The organism is Pseudomonas uvaldensis (genome assembly GCF_021271205.1).
Classification (GTDB): Bacteria; Pseudomonadota; Gammaproteobacteria; order Pseudomonadales; family Pseudomonadaceae; genus Aquipseudomonas; species Aquipseudomonas uvaldensis.
The window spans coordinates 70,094-87,737 of the sequence record NZ_JAIWKS010000006.1 but is presented as its reverse complement, the minus strand read 5'-3'; the positions used below and the strand labels follow the sequence as shown (position 1 = coordinate 87,737).

General features: G+C 60.3%; 17 protein-coding genes. 14 read left to right on the top strand and 3 right to left on the bottom strand.

Going from position 1 to position 17,644, the window contains the following annotated elements; all coding sequences use genetic code 11:
- Positions 1 to 44 precede the first annotated feature (44 nt).
- Positions 45 to 935: a LysR family transcriptional regulator gene (locus tag LCU97_RS15240; protein ID WP_053148017.1), complete on the bottom strand. Its 891-nt coding sequence runs from the start codon at positions 933 to 935 to the stop codon at positions 45 to 47.
- 119 nt (positions 936 to 1,054) lie between these two features.
- On the opposite strand from LCU97_RS15240, the gene LCU97_RS15235 reads away from it, so the two are divergent.
- The gene (locus tag LCU97_RS15235) at positions 1,055 to 1,795 is read left to right on the top strand and encodes an SDR family oxidoreductase (RefSeq protein WP_053148019.1); all 741 of its coding nucleotides are present in this window, start codon (positions 1,055 to 1,057) and stop codon (positions 1,793 to 1,795) included.
- A 10-nt stretch (positions 1,796 to 1,805) separates the two neighbouring features.
- Here LCU97_RS15235 and betT read toward each other — a convergent pair whose 3' ends face one another.
- Positions 1,806 to 3,767 (bottom strand): choline transporter BetT, encoded by a 1,962-nt coding sequence (gene betT / locus LCU97_RS15230; RefSeq protein WP_232777277.1) that lies wholly within the window; start codon positions 3,765 to 3,767, stop codon positions 1,806 to 1,808.
- A 406-nt stretch (positions 3,768 to 4,173) separates the two neighbouring features.
- Here betT and LCU97_RS15225 point away from each other — a divergent pair, with 406 nt between their 5' ends.
- From LCU97_RS15225 to LCU97_RS15170, 12 genes are all read left to right on the top strand, one after another.
- Complete coding sequence (locus tag LCU97_RS15225) at positions 4,174 to 5,166, top strand: D-cysteine desulfhydrase (RefSeq protein WP_232777058.1); 993 nt, start codon at positions 4,174 to 4,176, stop codon at positions 5,164 to 5,166.
- 220 nt (positions 5,167 to 5,386) lie between these two features.
- Positions 5,387 to 6,187 carry a cystine ABC transporter substrate-binding protein gene (gene tcyJ / locus LCU97_RS15220; protein ID WP_053148024.1) on the top strand — a complete coding sequence of 267 codons (801 nt, stop codon included), beginning with the start codon at positions 5,387 to 5,389 and terminating at the stop codon, positions 6,185 to 6,187.
- The gene (gene tcyL, locus LCU97_RS15215) at positions 6,187 to 6,852 is read left to right on the top strand and encodes a cystine ABC transporter permease (RefSeq protein ID WP_053148026.1); all 666 of its coding nucleotides are present in this window, start codon (positions 6,187 to 6,189) and stop codon (positions 6,850 to 6,852) included. Before tcyJ ends, tcyL begins: the two co-directional genes overlap by 1 nt.
- A 3-nt stretch (positions 6,853 to 6,855) precedes the next feature.
- On the top strand, positions 6,856 to 7,617 hold the full coding sequence (gene tcyN, locus LCU97_RS15210) for an L-cystine ABC transporter ATP-binding protein TcyN (protein WP_053148027.1): 762 nt from the start codon (positions 6,856 to 6,858) through the stop codon (positions 7,615 to 7,617).
- Between the two features lie 486 nt (positions 7,618 to 8,103).
- Positions 8,104 to 8,871, top strand: coding sequence for a hypothetical protein (locus LCU97_RS15205; RefSeq protein WP_232777056.1), 768 nt, complete (start codon positions 8,104 to 8,106; stop codon positions 8,869 to 8,871).
- 248 nt (positions 8,872 to 9,119) lie between these two features.
- Positions 9,120 to 10,361, top strand: a complete 1,242-nt coding sequence (locus LCU97_RS15200; RefSeq protein WP_053148031.1) for an SfnB family sulfur acquisition oxidoreductase — start codon at positions 9,120 to 9,122, stop codon at positions 10,359 to 10,361.
- 23 nt (positions 10,362 to 10,384) lie between these two features.
- Positions 10,385 to 11,578, top strand: coding sequence for an SfnB family sulfur acquisition oxidoreductase (locus tag LCU97_RS15195; protein ID WP_232777054.1), 1,194 nt, complete (start codon positions 10,385 to 10,387; stop codon positions 11,576 to 11,578).
- Positions 11,578 to 12,945, top strand: a complete 1,368-nt coding sequence (locus tag LCU97_RS15190) for an LLM class flavin-dependent oxidoreductase (protein WP_232777052.1) — start codon at positions 11,578 to 11,580, stop codon at positions 12,943 to 12,945. Before LCU97_RS15195 ends, LCU97_RS15190 begins: the two co-directional genes overlap by 1 nt.
- Positions 12,946 to 12,974: 29 nt before the next feature.
- Positions 12,975 to 13,784, top strand: coding sequence for a MetQ/NlpA family ABC transporter substrate-binding protein (locus LCU97_RS15185; RefSeq protein ID WP_232777050.1), 810 nt, complete (start codon positions 12,975 to 12,977; stop codon positions 13,782 to 13,784).
- A gap of 2 nt (positions 13,785 to 13,786) precedes the next feature.
- Positions 13,787 to 14,911, top strand: a complete 1,125-nt coding sequence (locus tag LCU97_RS15180; protein WP_053148039.1) for a methionine ABC transporter ATP-binding protein — start codon at positions 13,787 to 13,789, stop codon at positions 14,909 to 14,911.
- Positions 14,901 to 15,545 (top strand): methionine ABC transporter permease, encoded by a 645-nt coding sequence (locus LCU97_RS15175; protein WP_232777048.1) that lies wholly within the window; start codon positions 14,901 to 14,903, stop codon positions 15,543 to 15,545. The genes LCU97_RS15180 and LCU97_RS15175 overlap by 11 nt, the downstream gene beginning before the upstream one ends.
- A 161-nt stretch (positions 15,546 to 15,706) precedes the next feature.
- Positions 15,707 to 16,333 carry a class I SAM-dependent methyltransferase gene (locus LCU97_RS15170; protein ID WP_232777046.1) on the top strand — a complete coding sequence of 209 codons (627 nt, stop codon included), beginning with the start codon at positions 15,707 to 15,709 and terminating at the stop codon, positions 16,331 to 16,333.
- A gap of 33 nt (positions 16,334 to 16,366) precedes the next feature.
- Here LCU97_RS15170 and LCU97_RS15165 read toward each other — a convergent pair whose 3' ends face one another.
- Positions 16,367 to 16,933 carry a transporter substrate-binding domain-containing protein gene (locus LCU97_RS15165; protein WP_053148043.1) on the bottom strand — a complete coding sequence of 189 codons (567 nt, stop codon included), beginning with the start codon at positions 16,931 to 16,933 and terminating at the stop codon, positions 16,367 to 16,369.
- Between the two features lie 134 nt (positions 16,934 to 17,067).
- On the opposite strand from LCU97_RS15165, the gene LCU97_RS15160 reads away from it, so the two are divergent.
- Positions 17,068 to 17,493, top strand: coding sequence for a DUF4399 domain-containing protein (locus LCU97_RS15160; protein WP_232777044.1), 426 nt, complete (start codon positions 17,068 to 17,070; stop codon positions 17,491 to 17,493).
- Positions 17,494 to 17,644: the final 151 nt, after the last annotated feature.

The following is a 17,644-nucleotide window of genomic DNA, read 5'->3' as shown; positions in this document are numbered from 1 at the left end:
TGGGAAATAAGGACGGCTCCCACACAGGAACATCGAAGGCCACGCTAATGAGCAGCGGCAAACACCTCCGCCAGCCAGTCCACAAATACCCGCACCCTTGACGACATATGGCGGTTGTGGGGATACAGCACCGATATCGGCATGGGCGGGGGTGGAGTGGCGGCGAGTACTTCCTGCACCAGGCCTTGCTCAAGCTGGGTTTGCATCCGATAGCGCGGGCATTGGATCAGGCCCAGGCCGGCGATGGCCGAGGCCGCATAGATTTCGGCACCGAATACCGAGAGTGCTCCGTCGATGGCCACTTCCCTGAGTTCGCCTTCCACCATGAACTGGAACGGATACAGCTTGCCGGTGGTACGCGACAGGTAATTCACCGCCCGGTGCCGGCTCAGGTCGTCAAGGCTTTTCGGCTCGCCGTACTGGCGCAGGTACGCGGGGCTGGCGCAAGTGATCTGTTGCAGGCTGGCAACGCGGCGACCGATCAATGACGAATCGCTCAACGTGCCGGCCCGCAACACGCAATCGACCCCCTCGGCGATCAGGTCTACGAAACGATCGGCCTCACTGATGGACAGTTCGATGTCCGGATAGCGGGCCATGAACCGTGGCAATGCCGGAATCACAAAACTCCGCGCCAGGGTTCCGTGCAGGTCCACCCGCAACTTGCCCTTGGGCGCCACGCTGCGAAAGGCCAGTTCCGCCTCCTCCAACTCCGCCAGTAACTGCACGCAGCGTGGGTAATAGGCTTCGCCATCGAGGGTCGGTCGAACTTTGCGAGTGCTGCGCTCCATCAGGCGCACGCCCAGCCAGGCTTCGAATTGATTGAGGGTGTGGGTCAGCGTCGCGCGGGGCAGGTTCAGGTCCTCGGCGGCTTGGGTAAAGCTGCTGCGCTCATAGATGCGCACGAACACTTTCATCGCCTTGACTTGATCCATTCGACCTTTTCGCCATGATTGTTGGTGATTATTGAACAGTCACGGCAACTCTCGTGCATTTATCGCACTGAGTAAACATGTGACCCTTCGCTCACCTCAGTTCAATCAGGAACACCGCCATGACCGATCAAAAGTCCAAAGTTGCCATTGTGACCGGCGCCTCCCGCGGCATCGGTGCTGAAATCGCCAAGCGACTGGCGAGCGAAGGATTCGCCGTCGCCATCAACTACGCCAACAGCGCTACCGAAGCCTCGAAGCTGGTGGTGCAGCTGCGCCAGGCCGGTCAGCAGGCCATCGCGATCAAGGCCGATGTGTCCTCTGCCGCCGATGTCCGGCGGATGTTCGATGAAACCGAAACGCACCTGGGCAAGGTCGACCTGCTGGTCAACAACGCCGGTATCCTGCAAGTCATGCCACTGGCACAACACAGCGATGAGCTGTTCGACCAGACATTCGCCATCAACACTCGAGGCACCTTCAACACACTGCGCGAAGCCGCGACCCGCCTGAACGATGGCGGCCGGATCGTGAATTTCTCCAGCAGCACCGTTGGCCTCAACCTGCCCGGTTACTCGGTGTACATCGCCAGCAAGGCCGCCGTCGAATCCCTGACCCAGGTATTTGCCAAGGAACTGCGCGGCCGGCAGATTACCGTCAATGCCGTCGCCCCCGGCCCGGTCGCTACCGAATTGTTCATGCACGGTAAAAGCGAAGAGCAAGTCCAGCAGTACGCCAAGATGCCGCCCCTGGAACGCCTCGGCCAGCCGGAAGATATCGCCAGTATCGTTTCTTTCCTGGCGAGCCCGGCCGCCGGCTGGGTCAACGGGCAGATCCTGCGGGCTAACGGCGGCCTGGTCTGAGATCCGTCGGTCAACGAACCAGATGCAGAAACTGCATGTGCCGCTCGTACTGATCGAGGATGTCGTTGATCACCTGATCCTTGGAGTAGCCCACCAGATCGTAGTCCTGGCTGCCCTCGCTCAGGTGCACTTCGGCGCGGTAGTAGCGGCGATTGTTGAGCTCCTTGGAGCCCATGCCGCCCCGGGCGAAGGAGGGCGTGAAGTAGCCGCGCATCTGCACCTGGTAGATGAACGGATGTTGCTCGCCATGGCCGATCTCCAGGCTGACGCTGTCGTTGGCCGGATCCGGGTGGGTCATCACTGCCAGCCCCTTTTCGGCGAATACCGCTTTGACTTCCTCGATGGCCGGGCGAACCGTGCTGTCGAGGAAACGGTACACCTCGTCCCGGGACGGGAAATGCACGGCCTGACTCAAGCGCTGTCGCCAACCGCCCTTGCCCCGGCGTGAGCCCGATACAGGTGCCAGGGAATGCATTTGCGCGATTTTTTTCTGCGACTCGAGGAAAAACGCCTTGTGCAGTCCCCACATCATCAGCAGCAGAATCAGCGAGAACGGCAACGATGTCAGCACCACCGCCGACTTCAAGGCATCGATGCTGCCGGAAAACAACAGCGCGCTGGTCACCAGGGCGGTCATGGCGCCCCAGAACACCCGCAGCCATTTCGGTCCATCTTCATCGGGGTTACCGCCCTTGGCCGAGAGTGTCGAAAGCACTACGGTGCCGGAGTCGGCGGAAGTGACGAAGAATACAAAGCTGATGAACACCGTGACCGCGATGACCGTCTTGCTCCAAGGGTAGGTTTCCAGCAGCAGGTACAGGCTCATCGAAGGATTGTCCAAGGCTGACATGCCCAGGGCACTCATGCCTTGGTTGAGCACCTGGTCAATAGCGCTGTTGCCGAAAATCGACATCCACGCCAGGGTGAAGCCCAAGGGAATCAGCAGCACGCCAAACACGAATTCGCGAATGGTGCGCCCTCGGGATATCCGTGCGATGAACAACCCCACGAACGGTGACCACGCAATCCACCATGCCCAGTAGAACACCGTCCAGCCACCCAGCCAGTCGCTGGGTTCGTTGTAGGCGTACAAATCGAAGCTCTTCATCGGCAGCGCGCCGAGGTAATCGCCCACATTCTGGATCAAGGTATTGAGCAGGTGCTGGGTGGGCCCGGCGAACAGCACGAACAACAGCAACGCGCAGGCCAGCAGCATGTTGATGTCGGACATGACCCGCACGCCCTTGTCGACGCCGGCTACCGCCACGATGATCGCAGCGCCCATCATCAGTACGATCAGGCCAACCTGAATCCATTGGGTATGAGCGATGCCAAACAGGTAATCGAGGCCGGAGTTGAGGTGCAAGACGCCAAACCCCATGTCCGCCCCCAACCCGAACACGGTGGCGATGATGCCAAAGCCGTCCACCGTATAACCGATGGGCCCATTGATGCGTTTGCCGATCAACGGGTACAGCGCCGAACGTAGCGCCAGCGGAAGATTGTGCCGATAAGCGAAATACGCCAGGGCCATGCCGACAAACGCAAACACGCCCCAACCGTGCAGCCCCCAGTGCAAGAAAAGGATCTGCATGGCCTGGCGCGCCGCCTGCGCCGTACCGGCCTCCCCTTGAGGCGGCTGCGCCAGATGAGTCAGCGGCTCGGAAACACAAAAGAAAAACAGCGTGATGCTGATCCCGGCGGCGAACAGCATGCCGGCCCAGGACAGATAACTGAATTCGGGTTCGTCGTGGTCGGCACCGAGCTTGATCTTGCCGTAGCCGGACAAGGCGGTGACCACCACGAAGACCAGGTACAGGGTCATCGCCAGCAGGTAATACCAGCCGACCGTGTTGGCCGCCCAGTTCTGCGCCGACAGCAACCAGGCGCCGGCCTGTTCGGGCACGGCGATCACCACCAGACCGAACACCAGGATAAACGTCGCCGCGAAATAGAAAACCGGCGGATTCATGCGGACCAGACCGCTGGATGGAAGAGACGAGGTATTCATGAGCGAAGCACCCCGGCCAGGGGAATCGCGACAGTCGAAAACGGACTCGGCAAAGGCAAGCCTCCTATTGTGAGCGGGCAGCAAACCGGTGGTTTAATCTGAATGAACGTTCAAGTTAAACATACTTAGGTAGCTAAGGACTAATCGCAGGGCTCGACGGCAGTTTCCTACACCGATCCACGGGAGGGTATGACGCTGCTTGGCGCGCGTTCGTTCAGTAGCTCCACTACATCTCACTACCACAAAGTCCAGTGTGGCTTGGCAACCTGTAGACACCGACCGCTTACTCCCCGCTCAACGATTGCCAGTTGCCCACCAATATCTACCTGCCTATAGTCCGGACATCTACTGCAATCAGTACGGACCCATGATCAAACAACAGCTGGCGCGCTTTAACCGTCTGGACCTGCTCGGCCATCCGACCCCGCTGGAAAAACTCGAACGTCTCTCCACTTGGCTCGGTCGGGACATCTACATCAAGCGCGACGACCTGACCCCCCTGGCCCTGGGTGGCAACAAGCTGCGCAAGCTCGAATACCTCGCCGCCGATGCACTGGCCGAGGGTGCCGACACCCTCATCACCGCCGGCGCGATCCAGTCCAACCATGTACGCCAGACCGCCGCGCTGGCGGCCAGGCTGGGCCTGGGTTGTGTGGCCTTGCTGGAAAACCCCATCGGCACCGACGACCGCAACTACCTGGGAAACGGCAACCGACTGTTGCTGGAATTGTTCGATGCCAAGGTCGAACTCGTGGACAACCTGGACAACGCCGAAGAGCAACTGCAGGCCCTGGCGACGCGGCTGCGCAGCAACGGCAAAAAACCCTACCTCGTGCCTATTGGCGGCTCAAACGCCTTGGGAGCGCTGGGGTATGTGCGCGCCGGCCTGGAGCTGGCCGAGCAGATCAAGGACACCGGCCTGGAGTTCGCCGCCGTGGTGCTGGCCTCGGGCAGTGCCGGCACCCACAGCGGATTGGCCCTGGCCTTGAGTGAATCACTGCCACAGCTCCCGGTGATTGGCGTAACGGTTTCACGCAGCGAAGAAGACCAGTTTCCCAAGGTCCAGGGGCTCGCAGAGCGCGTCGCCCAATTGCTCGATGTCGCGCTTTCGCCAGCCTTCAAGGTAAACCTGTGGGACGAATATTTCGCTCCACGCTATGGCGAGCCCAACGCCGGTACCCTGGCGGCGGTCAAGCTGCTGGCCAGCCAGGAAGGACTGTTGCTGGACCCGGTCTATACAGGCAAGGCCATGGCCGGCCTGCTCGATGGTATCGGCCGTGACCGCTTCGACGAGGGTCCGATCATTTTTCTGCATACCGGGGGGGCTCCGGCGTTGTTTGCCTATGACGCCGCGTTCTGAAGTCTGAATAAACACAGGATTTGCAAATTCCATATTGGAATATCAGTAATTTTTAATATTATTTTCCAATCTATAAAACCCATCTTATAGTTTGGCCGAAGGCCTATTTGCCGCGAGACGCCCGGGCTGCTTTAAGGCAGGATGTGGCAGTCTTTTTGGATCGCGGCTATGCCTTCCTCATCCAACATAACGTCGTCATAAGAAAACACAGGGGCTTGTCATGAATTTTTCCGCATTACGTCGCAACCTGTTGGTAGGTTCGTTGGGCCTGGCGTTGAGCGCCGGGCTGCTGGGACAGGCGGTTGCCGGTGAGCAACTGCAGAAAATCAAGGATGCCGGTGAAATCAAGATCGGCTTGGAAGGCACTTATCCACCCTTCAGCTTCGTTGATGACAGCGGCAAACTGACCGGCTTCGAAGTGGAGTTTTCCGAAGCACTAGCCAAGGAATTGGGCGTGAATGTCAAACTGCAGACGACCCCTTGGGCCGGCATCCTCGCGGCGCTGGAATCCAAGCGTCTGGACGCCGTGGTCAACCAGGTGACCATTTCCGAGGAACGCAAGAAAAAATACGACTTCTCCGAGCCGTACACCATTTCCGGGATTCAAGCGCTGGTACTGACCAAGAAAGCCGACGAGCTGAACATCAAGAAGGCCGCTGACCTGGACGGTAAAAAAGTCGGCGTGGGCTTGGGGACCAACTACGAACAATGGGTCAAGGCTGAAGTACCGGGCGCCCAGGTCAAAACCTACGATGACGATCCGACCAAGTTCCAGGACCTGCGTGTCGGGCGCATCGACGCCATCCTGATCGACCGTCTGGCCGCGCTGGAATACGCCAGGAAAGCCAAGGACACCACCGTCACCAGCGAAGCCTTTTCGCGCCAGGAGGCCGGTATTGCATTGCGCAAAGGCGAGCCTGAGCTGTTGGCAGCCGTGAACAAGGCCATCGACAAGCTGCGCGCCGACGGCACGCTGAAAAAGCTTTCGGAAAAATACTTCAGCGCTGACGTCACTCAATAATGGAAGAGGCTTTTCAACTCGCGCTGGACTCCGCGCCCTTTTTGCTCAAGGGCGCGTATTACACAGTCATCCTCAGCCTTGGCGGCATGTTCTTCGGCTTGCTGCTGGGGTTCGGCCTGGCGTTGATGCGCTTGTCCCGCTTCAGGCTGGTGAGCTGGGTTGCCCGGGTCTACGTGTCGTTCTTTCGCGGCACGCCGCTGCTGGTGCAATTGTTCGTGATTTATTACGGGCTTCCGCAACTGGGCGTCGAGCTCGATCCGTTGCCGGCGGCACTGATCGGCTTTTCGCTGAACATGGCCGCCTACGCATGCGAAATCCTGCGAGCCGCCATCAGTTCCATCGAGCGGGGCCAGTGGGAAGCGGCGGCCAGCATCGGCATGACCCGGGCGCAGACCCTGCGTCGTGCCATCCTGCCGCAAGCGGCGCGCACAGCCTTGCCACCGCTGGGCAACAGTTTCATTTCCCTGGTCAAGGACACCGCGCTGGCGGCAACCATCCAGGTGCCTGAACTGTTCCGCCAGGCGCAGCTGATTACTGCCCGCACTTTCGAAATCTTCACCATGTATCTTGCCGCCGCGCTGATTTACTGGGTCCTGGCGAGTGTGCTGTCGCACTTGCAGAACGTCCTGGAAGCACGGGTCAATCGGCACGACCAGGAGTCCTGACCCATGATTGTCGTGGAAAAACTGACAAAGCAGTTCAAGGGTCAGGTGGTGCTCAACGGCATCGACCTGAAGATCGAAGAAGGCGAAGTCGTTGCAATCATCGGCCCCAGCGGTTCAGGCAAGACGACCTTCTTGCGCTGCCTGAACTTCCTGGAAGAACCCAGCAGCGGCCGGATCAAGGTCGGCGATATTGAGATCGATGGCAGCCGTCCATTAAACCAGCAACAGGGGTTGGTCCGGCGCCTGCGCCAGCAGGTGGGTTTCGTATTCCAGAACTTCAACCTGTTCCCCCACCGCACCGCACTGGAAAACGTCACCGAGGGTCCGATCGTGGTGAAAAAAACACCACGCTCCGACGCCGAGACCCTGGGCCGCAAGCTCTTGGCCAAGGTTGGCCTGGCCGGCAAGGAAAGTGCCTACCCACGGCGTCTCTCGGGCGGCCAGCAGCAACGCGTGGCCATTGCCAGGGCATTGGCGATGGAACCGCAGGTGATTCTGTTCGACGAACCGACTTCGGCTCTCGACCCGGAATTGGTAGGTGAAGTGCTGGCGACTATTCGTGGCCTGGCCGAGGAAAAACGCACCATGGTCATTGTGACCCACGAAATGGGCTTTGCCCGGGACGTGGCGAACCGCGTGGTGTTTTTCGACAAGGGCGTGATCGTGGAGCAAGGCGAAGCCAAGGCCTTGTTCGCCGCACCCAAGGAAGAACGCACTCGCCAGTTCCTCAGCAAGTTTCTTGCGGACGGACGCACGCCTCAATAATTCATCGACGCTTTCGTTACTTCCAGGGATGGAAGTTCGATCACAATGAATAGCAACTCACACACCTCTCTCTTAAAGCAGCAAAATTAAACTTCGCTTCAGCACATCCGCTATTTTCATGTGCGGTATATACCTGCCTCTCGCTGAACATCTCTGCGCCCATACTCCATCCAACCTCGCCTACCCACATGACCGGATAAGGGACGTTCCGAGGAAAAGGCAACACAGCGCAGTGTATTGTCGCCCCTAGAACGTAGGAAATCTCTGAAGCCTCACATAATTAATTATTAGATAAACACCTCTATTGACATCACAACTACCGGCCCCTTATCTAGAGCCCCACAGGCGCTGGACGTTATTTAATTCTTCGCGGCAGTGAAACCGAAGGGACCGGTTATGACCGCAATTAGAAAATTATGTCGCGATCAGAAACGCCTTTGATCTTTCCGAAACGGACTTCGTTTTTCAGGTATCAAGGAGAACACCATGACATGTACGTCGAATATTCCCGAACTGGCCGCGCCCACCCTGGTCAACGCCCACCGGACCGGCATCAACCTCACCAGTGCCGCACGCCTGGAAGTGACCATCGCGCCTTACCCCGGCATGGACGCCGGCGACCTGATCGAATTGTTCTGGGACAACTGCTACGTTGGTTCCCGCCTGCTGACCGAAGCTGATGTACAGACTAGTGTCACGCTGCGTATTCCGGAGAGCTTCATCATCAACGGTACCTCGCGCATCCACTATCGCGTGATGCAGGTCGGGCGCGGGCCGGCGCTGTCGGCAACGCAACGGGTGCAGGTCAAGCTCGACTGCCCCGGCGGCCAACCGTCTGCCCTCAGCGGTGATGAGAACCAGGGGCTGGCCCCCGTACGCATTCCAGCCGCCATCCGACGCCACGGCGTGAACCCGAGCCAGATCAAACGCGGCGTCCCACTGACCATCGAGCCCTACCTGAACATGGCGGCCGACGATGCGATTACCGTGCGCTGGGGTGACGTACGCATGGACCTGCCCCGGATCAAACCGTGCGAGGTAGGCCATCCGATCAACGTCTGGGTCCCTGCGCAAGTCATCCTCGAAGCGGGGGAAGACCTGCGCCTGGAAGTGACGTACTGCATTCTTGACCGTGTGGGCAACAACTCCCATTGGGCACCTCCCCGCACATTGAAGATCGGGTGCGCTGCCTCCTACCTGAAGAAATCGCTGAAAGAGCCGCTGATGGCTGCCGAACCACGAACCAAATCCTGATCGCCCCGGTGGTGAGGGGATAAATACCTCGCCACACGTTCGTTCGCAAAAAGCTCTCTATTCATATCCCTAAAAGTTATTTCAAAAATAATTTACACACGCTTAGGGTATATGAACCGGACCACCGGACATTCCTGAGCCGCATTTATCGCGGCGTTTTCTTGAGATGTGAGGTGGGTAATGGAACGAAACACAATCACTCCGGCGCATTACGCCAAAGCTCTGCCAGCAGCCACGGAGCGGCGGTAATGTCTGATTTGGCCCAAGCAAAAGTCCAGAGCGACCTGGACGTCGCGCCGCCGTTGCTGCCCGCCCAGGTGCTGCGCAGCGACGCTGAAGCCATCAAGGCGGCCCACGCGCTGGCAGAGGTCGCCCGTCAACAGGCTGCGCGACGCGATCAACAGCGCAAACTGCCCTGGGCAGAGATCGAACAGTTCACACGCAGCGGGCTGGGCAGCATTGCAATCCCTCGTGAATACGGCGGCCCGCAAGTCTCGTTCGTCACCCTTGCCGATGTATTCGCGATTATTTCCGCCGCCGACCCGGCCCTCGGGCAGATTCCGCAGAACCAGTTCGGCGTGCTCCAGTTGATCCTCGGCACGGGCACCGAACGACAGAAAGACATCCTTTTGCGAAGCGTGCTTGCGGGATGGCGCATCGGCAATGCCGGGCCCGAACGTGGCGTGCGCAACACCCTTGAACTCAAGGCACGCATCACCGCTGACGGTGACGGCTATGTCATCAACGGGCAGAAATTTTATTCGACCGGCGCCCTGTTCGCCCATTGGGTGGCGGTCAAGGCGCTGAATGACGAGGGTCGGCAAGTGTTGGCGTTCGTGCGGCGCGGCACGCCGGGCCTGCGGATCGTTGACGACTGGTCGGGATTCGGCCAGCGCACCACGGCCAGCGGTACCGTGTTGCTGAACAACGTGCGGGTCGATGCCGAGCTGGTGCTGGACAACTGGCGCATCAACGAAACCCCTAACGTACAAGGCGCCATTTCACAACTGATCCAGGCCGCCATTGATGTGGGCATCGCCCGTGGCGCCATCGATGATGCCATCGCCTTCGTGCGCGAGCGATCTCGTCCGTGGATCGACGCCAAGGTCGAGCGGGCCAGCGACGATCCGTATGTGATCGCAGACATCGGCAAGCTGAAAATCGACCTGCACGCCGCCGAAGCGTTGTTGCGCAAGGCCGGCCAGGTGCTGGACCAGGTCAGCGCAGCCCCTGTCACTGCGCAATCCGCCGCCCGTGCCTCGATCGCCGTGGCTGAAGCCAAGGTGCTCAGCACCGAAATCGCTCTGCTCGCCAGCGAGAAGCTGTTCGAGCTGGCCGGCAGCCGCGCCACCCTCGCCGAATTCAACCTCGATCGTCACTGGCGTAACGCACGGGTCCATACGCTGCACGACCCGGTGCGCTGGAAGTACCACGCAATCGGTGCCTACCACCTGAACGGTACCTTGCCGGCCCGGCATTCCTGGATCTGACGACCCGACCTCTGGAGCAGCATATGACGCTTTCCCAACACGTCGCGGTGATCACCAGCGATGAACAAGCCCTGATCGTCGCCAGCGACCTGGCCGAGGACTTCAAGCGCGACAGTGCACTGCGCGATCGCGAACGTCGCCTGCCTTACCCGGAGCTGGAGGCGTTTTCCCGCTCCGGCCTGTGGGGCATCAGCGTGCCCAAGGCCTATGGCGGTGCAGGCGTTTCCAACGTCACGCTGGCCAAGGTCGTTGCGCTGATCGCCCAGGCCGACGGTTCCCTCGGGCAGATTCCACAGAATCATTTCTATGCACTGGAAGTCCTGCGGGTAAACGGCAGCGATGCGCAGAAACAACGTCTGTACGCCCAAGTGCTGGCCGGGCAGCGGTTTGGCAATGCCCTGGCGGAACTCGGTACCCGGACCGCCCATGACCGCACCACCCAACTGCGCCGTGATGGCGATGACTATCGCATCAACGGCCGCAAGTTCTACGCCACGGGAGCGATTTACGCCCAGCGCATCCCTACGTCGGTAGTGGATGAAAACGGCGTGCAACAACTCGCGTTCGTCCCGCGCGACAGCAAAGGCCTGACAGTCATCGACGATTGGAGCGGTTTCGGCCAGCGCACCACCGGCAGCGGTTCGGTGGTGTTCGAGGATGTCCAGGTCGCTGCCGAGGACATCGTGCCGTTCCAGAGCGCCTTCGAACGCCCCACACCGGTAGGCCCGCTGGCACAGATTCTCCATGCGGCAATCGACACCGGTATCGCCCGCGCCGCTTACGAGGATGCCCTGCACTTTGTCCGCACCCGGACGCGGCCCTGGATCGACGCCACCAGCGACATCGCCACCGAGGACCCGCTCACGCTCAAGAGCTTCGGCCGGTTGAGCAGCCACCTGCACGCCGCCGAGGCTTTGCTCGAACGCGCCGGCGAGTTTCTCGACCGGGCCCAGGTCGACCCGAACGCCGAAACAGTCGCAGCGGCCTCGATTACCGTGGCCGAAGCACGAGCCATCAGCACGCAAGTGTCCCTGGCCACCAGTTCCACGCTGTTCGAACTGGCCGGCAGCCAGGCGACCCTGGCCGAACACGGCCTCGATCGCCACTGGCGCAACGCCCGGGTGCACACCTTGCATGATCCCGTGCGCTGGAAATATCACGCCGTGGGCAACTTCTATCTCAACGATGAGAAGCCGCCGCTACGGGGGACCATCTGATGGGCCAGGGCAAGAAAAAAATCCTGCTCAACGCCTTCAACATGAACTGCATCGGGCATATCAATCACGGCTTGTGGACTCATCCCCAGGATACGTCGACCCAATACAACACCCTCGAATACTGGACCGGGTTGGCGCAACTGCTGGAGCGCGGGCTGTTCGATGGCTTGTTCATCGCCGATGTGGTCGGGGTTTACGACGTGTATCAGCAATCGGTGGACGTCACGCTGAAAGAGTCGATCCAGTTGCCGGTCAACGACCCACTGCTGCTGGTTTCGGCGATGGCCGCCGTCACCCGCAACCTCGGTTTCGGCCTCACGGCCAACCTGACCTATGAACCGCCGTACCTGTTTGCCCGGCGCATGAGCACCCTCGATCACCTGAGTCGCGGTCGGGTCGGCTGGAACATCGTCACTGGCTACCTGGACAGCGCGGCCAAGGCCATGGGCCTGACGGCCCAGGTCGAACATGACCGCCGCTACGACCAGGCCGACGAGTACCTGCAAGTGCTCTACAAACTATGGGAGGGCAGTTGGGAAAACGACGCGGTGCTCAACGACCGCCAGCGACGGATCTATGCGCAGCCAGAGAAAGTGCACAAGGTCCGTCACCAGGGCGAGTTCTATCAGGTCGAGGGCTACCACCTCTGCGAACCCTCGCCCCAGCGCACGCCGGTGTTGTTCCAGGCCGGCAGTTCTGAGCGCGGCCTGGTGTTTGCTGGGCGTCATGCCGAATGCGTGTTCATCAGTGGCCAGAACAAGACGGCCACCCGAGGCCAGGTGGACAAGGTCCGCGCCAGCGCCGTCCAGGCCGGGCGCGATCCGGCGGACATCAAAGTGTTCATGGGGTTGAACGTGATCGTCGGCGAGACCGAAGCGCACGCCTGGGCCAAGCATGCCGAGTACCTCGGCTATGCCAGCGCCGAAGCCGGGGTGGCGCATTTCTCCGCGTCAACCGGCATCGATTTTTCACAATACGAACTGGACGAGCCGATCCAGTACGTGAAGAGCAACGCCATCCAGTCCGCCACCCGGATCCTGCAGCATAACGACTGGACCCGACGCCGGCTGCTGGAACAGCACGCGTTGGGCGGTCGCTACATCACGGTGGTCGGCTCGCCAGTCCAGGTGGCCGATGAGCTCGAATCCTGGATCGCCGAGACCGGCCTCGACGGTTTCAACCTGACCCGCATCGTGACACCCCAGAGCTATGTGGACTTCATCGATCTGGTGGTGCCCGAACTGCAGCGACGCGGCTCGTACAAGACCGAATACGACAGCGGCACTCTGCGGGAAAAGCTGTTTCACGCAGAGGCGCATCTGCCGGCGCGACACACTGGCGCGGACTATCGCCACAAAGGCCTATGAACCCATTTAATCATCGACTGGAAAAAACCATGACCCTGCACTCCCTTTCTTTGCCAGTCAAAGCATTGGCTCTGGCCTTCGGCCTGTTCAGCTCGACCCTGTTTGCCGCCGATGCGCCATTGAAAATCGGTACCACCGCCGCATTCGCCATCCCCCTGGAAGCCGCCGTGGCAGAGGCCGACAAGCAAGGCCTGAAGGTCGAGCTGGTGGAGTTCAGCGACTGGATCGCGCCCAACGTCAGCCTGGCTTCAGGCGACATCGACGTGAACTACTTCCAGCACATCCCGTTCCTGGAAAACGCAAAGGCCGCCGCCGGATTCGACCTGGTGCCGTTCGCGCCAGGGATCATCAACAACGTCGGCCTCTATTCGAAAAAGTACAAAAGCTTCGACGAACTGCCCGAGGGCGCGAGCGTCGCCATTGCCAACGACCCGATCAACAGTGGGCGTGGCTTGCAACTGCTGGCCAAGGCCGGGCTGATCACGCTCAAGCCGGGCGTGGGCTACAAGGCCACCGAAGATGACATCGTGGCCAACCCGAAGAAACTGAGGATCCTGCAGGTCGAAGCCGTGCAACTGGTGCGCGCTTATGAAGACGCCGACCTGGTACAGGGCTACCCCGCCTACATCCGCCTGGCGAATACCTTCGATGCCACCTCCGCTCTGCTGTTCGACGGTCTCGATCATAAGGAATACGTCATCCAGTTCGTGATCCAGCCCAAGAGCAAGAACGACCCGCGGCTGATCAAGTTCGTCGATATCTATCAACACTCGCCTGCCGTGCGCGCTGCCCTGGACAAGGCTCACGGCAAGCTCTACCAGGCCGGCTGGGAAGGCTGATCATGAACGCCGTCAATGCTCGACTCCGACCTGAAATACCTGCGCTGCCGAGCGCCGAACGTACCGAGCTGCATCCGCACTTGAATCGCGCCCACATCCGCTTCATCGGTCTGGGCAAAACCTACAACGGCAGCCAGGGTCCGGTGGCGGCACTGCAAGGTATCGACCTGGCAATCCAACGCGGTGAGGTCTTCGGCATCATCGGTCGCAGCGGAGCCGGCAAATCGTCGCTGATCCGCACCATCAACCGCCTGGAACAACCTACCAGCGGGCGGGTGCTGATCGATCAAGTGGACATCGGCGGGTTCGATGAAGACCGGCTGGTGGAACTGCGCCGGCGTATCGGCATGATCTTCCAGCACTTCAACCTGATGTCGGCCAAAACCGTGTGGCAGAACGTGGAGCTGCCATTGAAGGTGGCCGGTGTGCCGAAGGAGCAGCGTCGGCGCAAAGTCCGTGAGTTGCTTGAACTGGTCGGCCTGCAAGGCAAGCACGAGGCTTACCCGGCGCAGCTCTCGGGCGGCCAGAAACAGCGTGTCGGCATCGCCAGGGCGCTGGTGCATGACCCGCAGATCCTGCTGTGCGACGAAGCCACCTCGGCCCTGGATCCGGAAACCACTCAATCGATCCTCGGCCTGCTACGCGAAATCAACCAGCGGCTGGGCCTGACCATTGTGTTGATCACCCATGAGATGGCGGTGATTCGCGAAGCGTGCGACCGGGTGGTGGTGCTCGAGCAAGGGCGGATCGTCGAACAAGGGCCGGTTTGGCAAGTCTTTGGCAATCCGCAACACGAGGTCAGCCAGACACTGCTGGCACCGCTGCAGCATGCACTGCCTGAAGAATTGCAGAACCGCCTGCAAGCGCAGCCGGCATCGGCGGACGCCGCGACCGTGTTGCGTTTGCAATTCACCGGCACGGCACAGGATGAACCGGACCTCGCGGCCTTGTTCAGCGCCCTCGGCGCAAGGGTGCGGTTGCTGCAAGGTGGCATCGAACGGATCCAGGGCCATGGGCTGGGGCAATTATTGCTGGCGGTCAGCGGCTCTTCATTGGGTGCGGAAGAACTGCGCGAACGGGCCGGGCATTGGGCGCAACGGGTGGAGGTGCTGGGTTATGTGGTTTGATCGCCTGCTGCAGGGTTTTATCGACACATTCCTGATGGTGGGTGTGTCGTCGCTGATCGCTTTGCTGGCCGGGATTCCGCTGGCGGTGATCCTGGTCACCAGCGGCAAGGGCGGGATCTACGAGGCGCCAGCCCTGAATCGCGCCCTGGGTGCGTTCGTGAACCTGTTCCGCTCGATACCGTTCCTGATCCTGATGGTAGCGCTGATTCCATTCACGCGCCTGGTCGTCGGCACCACCTACGGAGTGTGGGCCGCCGTGGTGCCATTGACCATCGCCGCCACGCCGTTCTTCGCCCGTATTGCCGAGGTCAGCCTGCGGGAAGTCGATCATGGCCTGATCGAGGCCGCCCAGGCCATGGGCTGCCGGCGCTGGCATATCGTCTGGCATGTGCTGTTGCCCGAAGCGCTGCCAGGTATCGTCGGCGGGTTCACCATCACCCTGGTGACCATGATCAACTCCTCGGCCATGGCCGGCGCCATCGGGGCCGGCGGCCTGGGAGACATCGCGTACCGCTACGGCTACCAGCGCTTCGACAGCCAGATCATGCTCACGGTCATCGTGTTGCTGGTGGCTCTGGTGGCGTTGATCCAGCTGGGCGGAGACCGACTGGCACGGGGGTTGAACAAGCGCTGAGTTTGTAGGAACTGTGGGAGCAAAGCTTGCTCGCGATGAGCGACGACATGGTATTGAAGTTAAAACCGTGTCGCCTGCTCGCGAGCAAGCTTTGCTCCCACAGGAGGTAACCCGGGATGTGCGGTATAGTCTGCCCACGCTCCCCTATCCAGTCCACGATCATGAAACGCACCCCCGAAGACCTGCAAGCCATTACCTCCACGACCCTGGACAACTACAACGCGGTCGCCGAGAGCTTTCGAGAGGGTACTCGTGACCACGATGTCAGCCAGAACATCGATGCGTTGCTGCGACATATCCAAGGCCAGGGTCCGTTTCACATCCTCGACTTCGGCTGCGGGCCCGGACGGGACCTGCAAACGTTCACGCAACTGGGCCATGTCGCGGTCGGTCTCGACGGCTCGCAAGCGTTTGTCCGCATGGCACGGCAGGACAGCGGGTGCGAGGTCTGGCAGCAAGACTTCCTGAAACTCGACCTGCCGGACGAACGTTTCGACGGGATCTTCGCCAACGCCGTGCTGTTCCATGTTCCCGTCCAAGAACTGCCCAGGGTACTCAAGCAATTACACGCCACGCTCAAGCCCGGCGGTGTGCTCTTCAGCTCCAATCCCCGGGGCGACAATCAGGAGGGCTGGAACGGCCAGCGTTTTGGTGTCTACCACGACCTCACGGCCTGGCGTGCGTTGCTTGGCGAAGCGGGTTTCTTGGAGCTGGAGCACTACTACCGACCGACTGGGCTGCCGCGGGCGCAACAGCCTTGGCTGGCAAGTGTCTGGCGTAAAAGCTGAGGGCAGGCGCGACAGGCCAGGCCCTCTGTGCTGTCACTCCTGCTTGCCCAACCATTTTTGCGACAACTGCTCCAGTCGACCGTCATCCTTGATGCGCGTCAGGGCATTGTCCAGGCTGGCCTTGAACGCCGGATTCCCCTTCTGGAACGGAATCACCAGGCTTGGTGCCGGTCCATGTTTTTCCTGCGCCTGGAAAGACTGCGTCAGCACCATGGGACGTTGCGCCTGATCCTGGCTCGCGAACATTTGAGCATCCGGCTGGACGTACGTGGCGCTGGTGTCGAAACGTTCCGCCAGTTCCGGGGTCATTGCTATGTGATTGATGGCGACGTCGTATTTGCCGCTTTCTACACCGGTCAACATGTCCGCGGCATCAGTGACCACGAAGTCGGCGCGCACATCGAGCTCACCGGCCAGCATCTGACCCAGTTCCACTTCAAAGCCGGTGAGTTTGCCGTCCTCCTTGAAGTTGAATGGAGGAGTATTGGCCTCGAGGGCAATGCGCAGTTCGCCACGGTCGTTGACGTCATCTATCAGTTCGGCATGGGCCAACGGGCTCAGAAGGGGTAGCAGGCAAATCAGGCCAGGCAACAAACGCATGGTCACTCCTTGGTATTTGTACAAGCGACGCTCGTTTCAGGCTCGCTTTGCTATGGTTGTCGCAGGCTTCGACAACGAATGGTCACGAAGTTGTCACGACCCTGCGGATTTCATGGAAAAAACAGGAGAAAAAAATGAAAAGCTTTATGTCACGTGCCGTGTTGGCCAGCCTGTTGTTGGGGACTTCGATGCTGGCGACAGCTGCGACCCCTGCTCCCAAAGGCGCGGAAGTGTTCATCGTTTCCCCGGAAGACGGCGCCACCGTTCCTCAGGAGTTCAAAGTCAGGTTCGGCGTCGAGAAAATCGCCCTGGCCCCGGCGGGCGATATCACCAAGAATACCGGGCACCACCATTTGCTGATCGATGTCGACAAACTTCCCCCCGCGGGCGCACCGATTCCAACCGACGCCAACCATATGCACTTCGGCAAGGCGCAAACCGAGGCCACCATCAAGCTGACACCGGGCAAGCACACCTTGCAGCTGGAACTGGGCGATTCCGGGCATATGCCGTTCGATCCCCCCATTGTTTCCAAGAAGATCACGGTCAATGTGAAATAACCGAGCCCTTCCGGACACGATGACCTACATGTGGGAGCGGGCTTGCTCGCGAATGCGGTGTATCGGTCAACATATTCGTTGAATGTAGCGGCCTGTTCGCGAGCAAGCCCGCTCCCACAAGATTCCGTGTGTGCCAGTAAGAAAAAACGGG

Coding starts and splice junctions, on each gene's coding strand:
- LCU97_RS15165 (WP_053148043.1), bottom strand. CDS start 16,933: ATGCGTTTGTTGCCTGGCCTGATTTGCCTGCTACCCCTTCTGAGCCCG.
- LCU97_RS15205 (WP_232777056.1), top strand. CDS start 8,104: ATGACATGTACGTCGAATATTCCCGAACTGGCCGCGCCCACCCTGGTC.
- LCU97_RS15180 (WP_053148039.1), top strand. CDS start 13,787: ATGAACGCCGTCAATGCTCGACTCCGACCTGAAATACCTGCGCTGCCG.
- LCU97_RS15175 (WP_232777048.1), top strand. CDS start 14,901: ATGTGGTTTGATCGCCTGCTGCAGGGTTTTATCGACACATTCCTGATG.
- LCU97_RS15195 (WP_232777054.1), top strand. CDS start 10,385: ATGACGCTTTCCCAACACGTCGCGGTGATCACCAGCGATGAACAAGCC.
- LCU97_RS15235 (WP_053148019.1), top strand. CDS start 1,055: ATGACCGATCAAAAGTCCAAAGTTGCCATTGTGACCGGCGCCTCCCGC.
- LCU97_RS15240 (WP_053148017.1), bottom strand. CDS start 935: ATGGATCAAGTCAAGGCGATGAAAGTGTTCGTGCGCATCTATGAGCGC.
- LCU97_RS15225 (WP_232777058.1), top strand. CDS start 4,174: ATGATCAAACAACAGCTGGCGCGCTTTAACCGTCTGGACCTGCTCGGC.
- LCU97_RS15185 (WP_232777050.1), top strand. CDS start 12,975: ATGACCCTGCACTCCCTTTCTTTGCCAGTCAAAGCATTGGCTCTGGCC.
- LCU97_RS15200 (WP_053148031.1), top strand. CDS start 9,120: ATGTCTGATTTGGCCCAAGCAAAAGTCCAGAGCGACCTGGACGTCGCG.
- LCU97_RS15160 (WP_232777044.1), top strand. CDS start 17,068: ATGAAAAGCTTTATGTCACGTGCCGTGTTGGCCAGCCTGTTGTTGGGG.
- betT (WP_232777277.1), bottom strand. CDS start 3,767: ATGAATCCGCCGGTTTTCTATTTCGCGGCGACGTTTATCCTGGTGTTC.
- tcyL (WP_053148026.1), top strand. CDS start 6,187: ATGGAAGAGGCTTTTCAACTCGCGCTGGACTCCGCGCCCTTTTTGCTC.
- tcyN (WP_053148027.1), top strand. CDS start 6,856: ATGATTGTCGTGGAAAAACTGACAAAGCAGTTCAAGGGTCAGGTGGTG.
- tcyJ (WP_053148024.1), top strand. CDS start 5,387: ATGAATTTTTCCGCATTACGTCGCAACCTGTTGGTAGGTTCGTTGGGC.
- LCU97_RS15190 (WP_232777052.1), top strand. CDS start 11,578: ATGGGCCAGGGCAAGAAAAAAATCCTGCTCAACGCCTTCAACATGAAC.
- LCU97_RS15170 (WP_232777046.1), top strand. CDS start 15,707: ATGAAACGCACCCCCGAAGACCTGCAAGCCATTACCTCCACGACCCTG.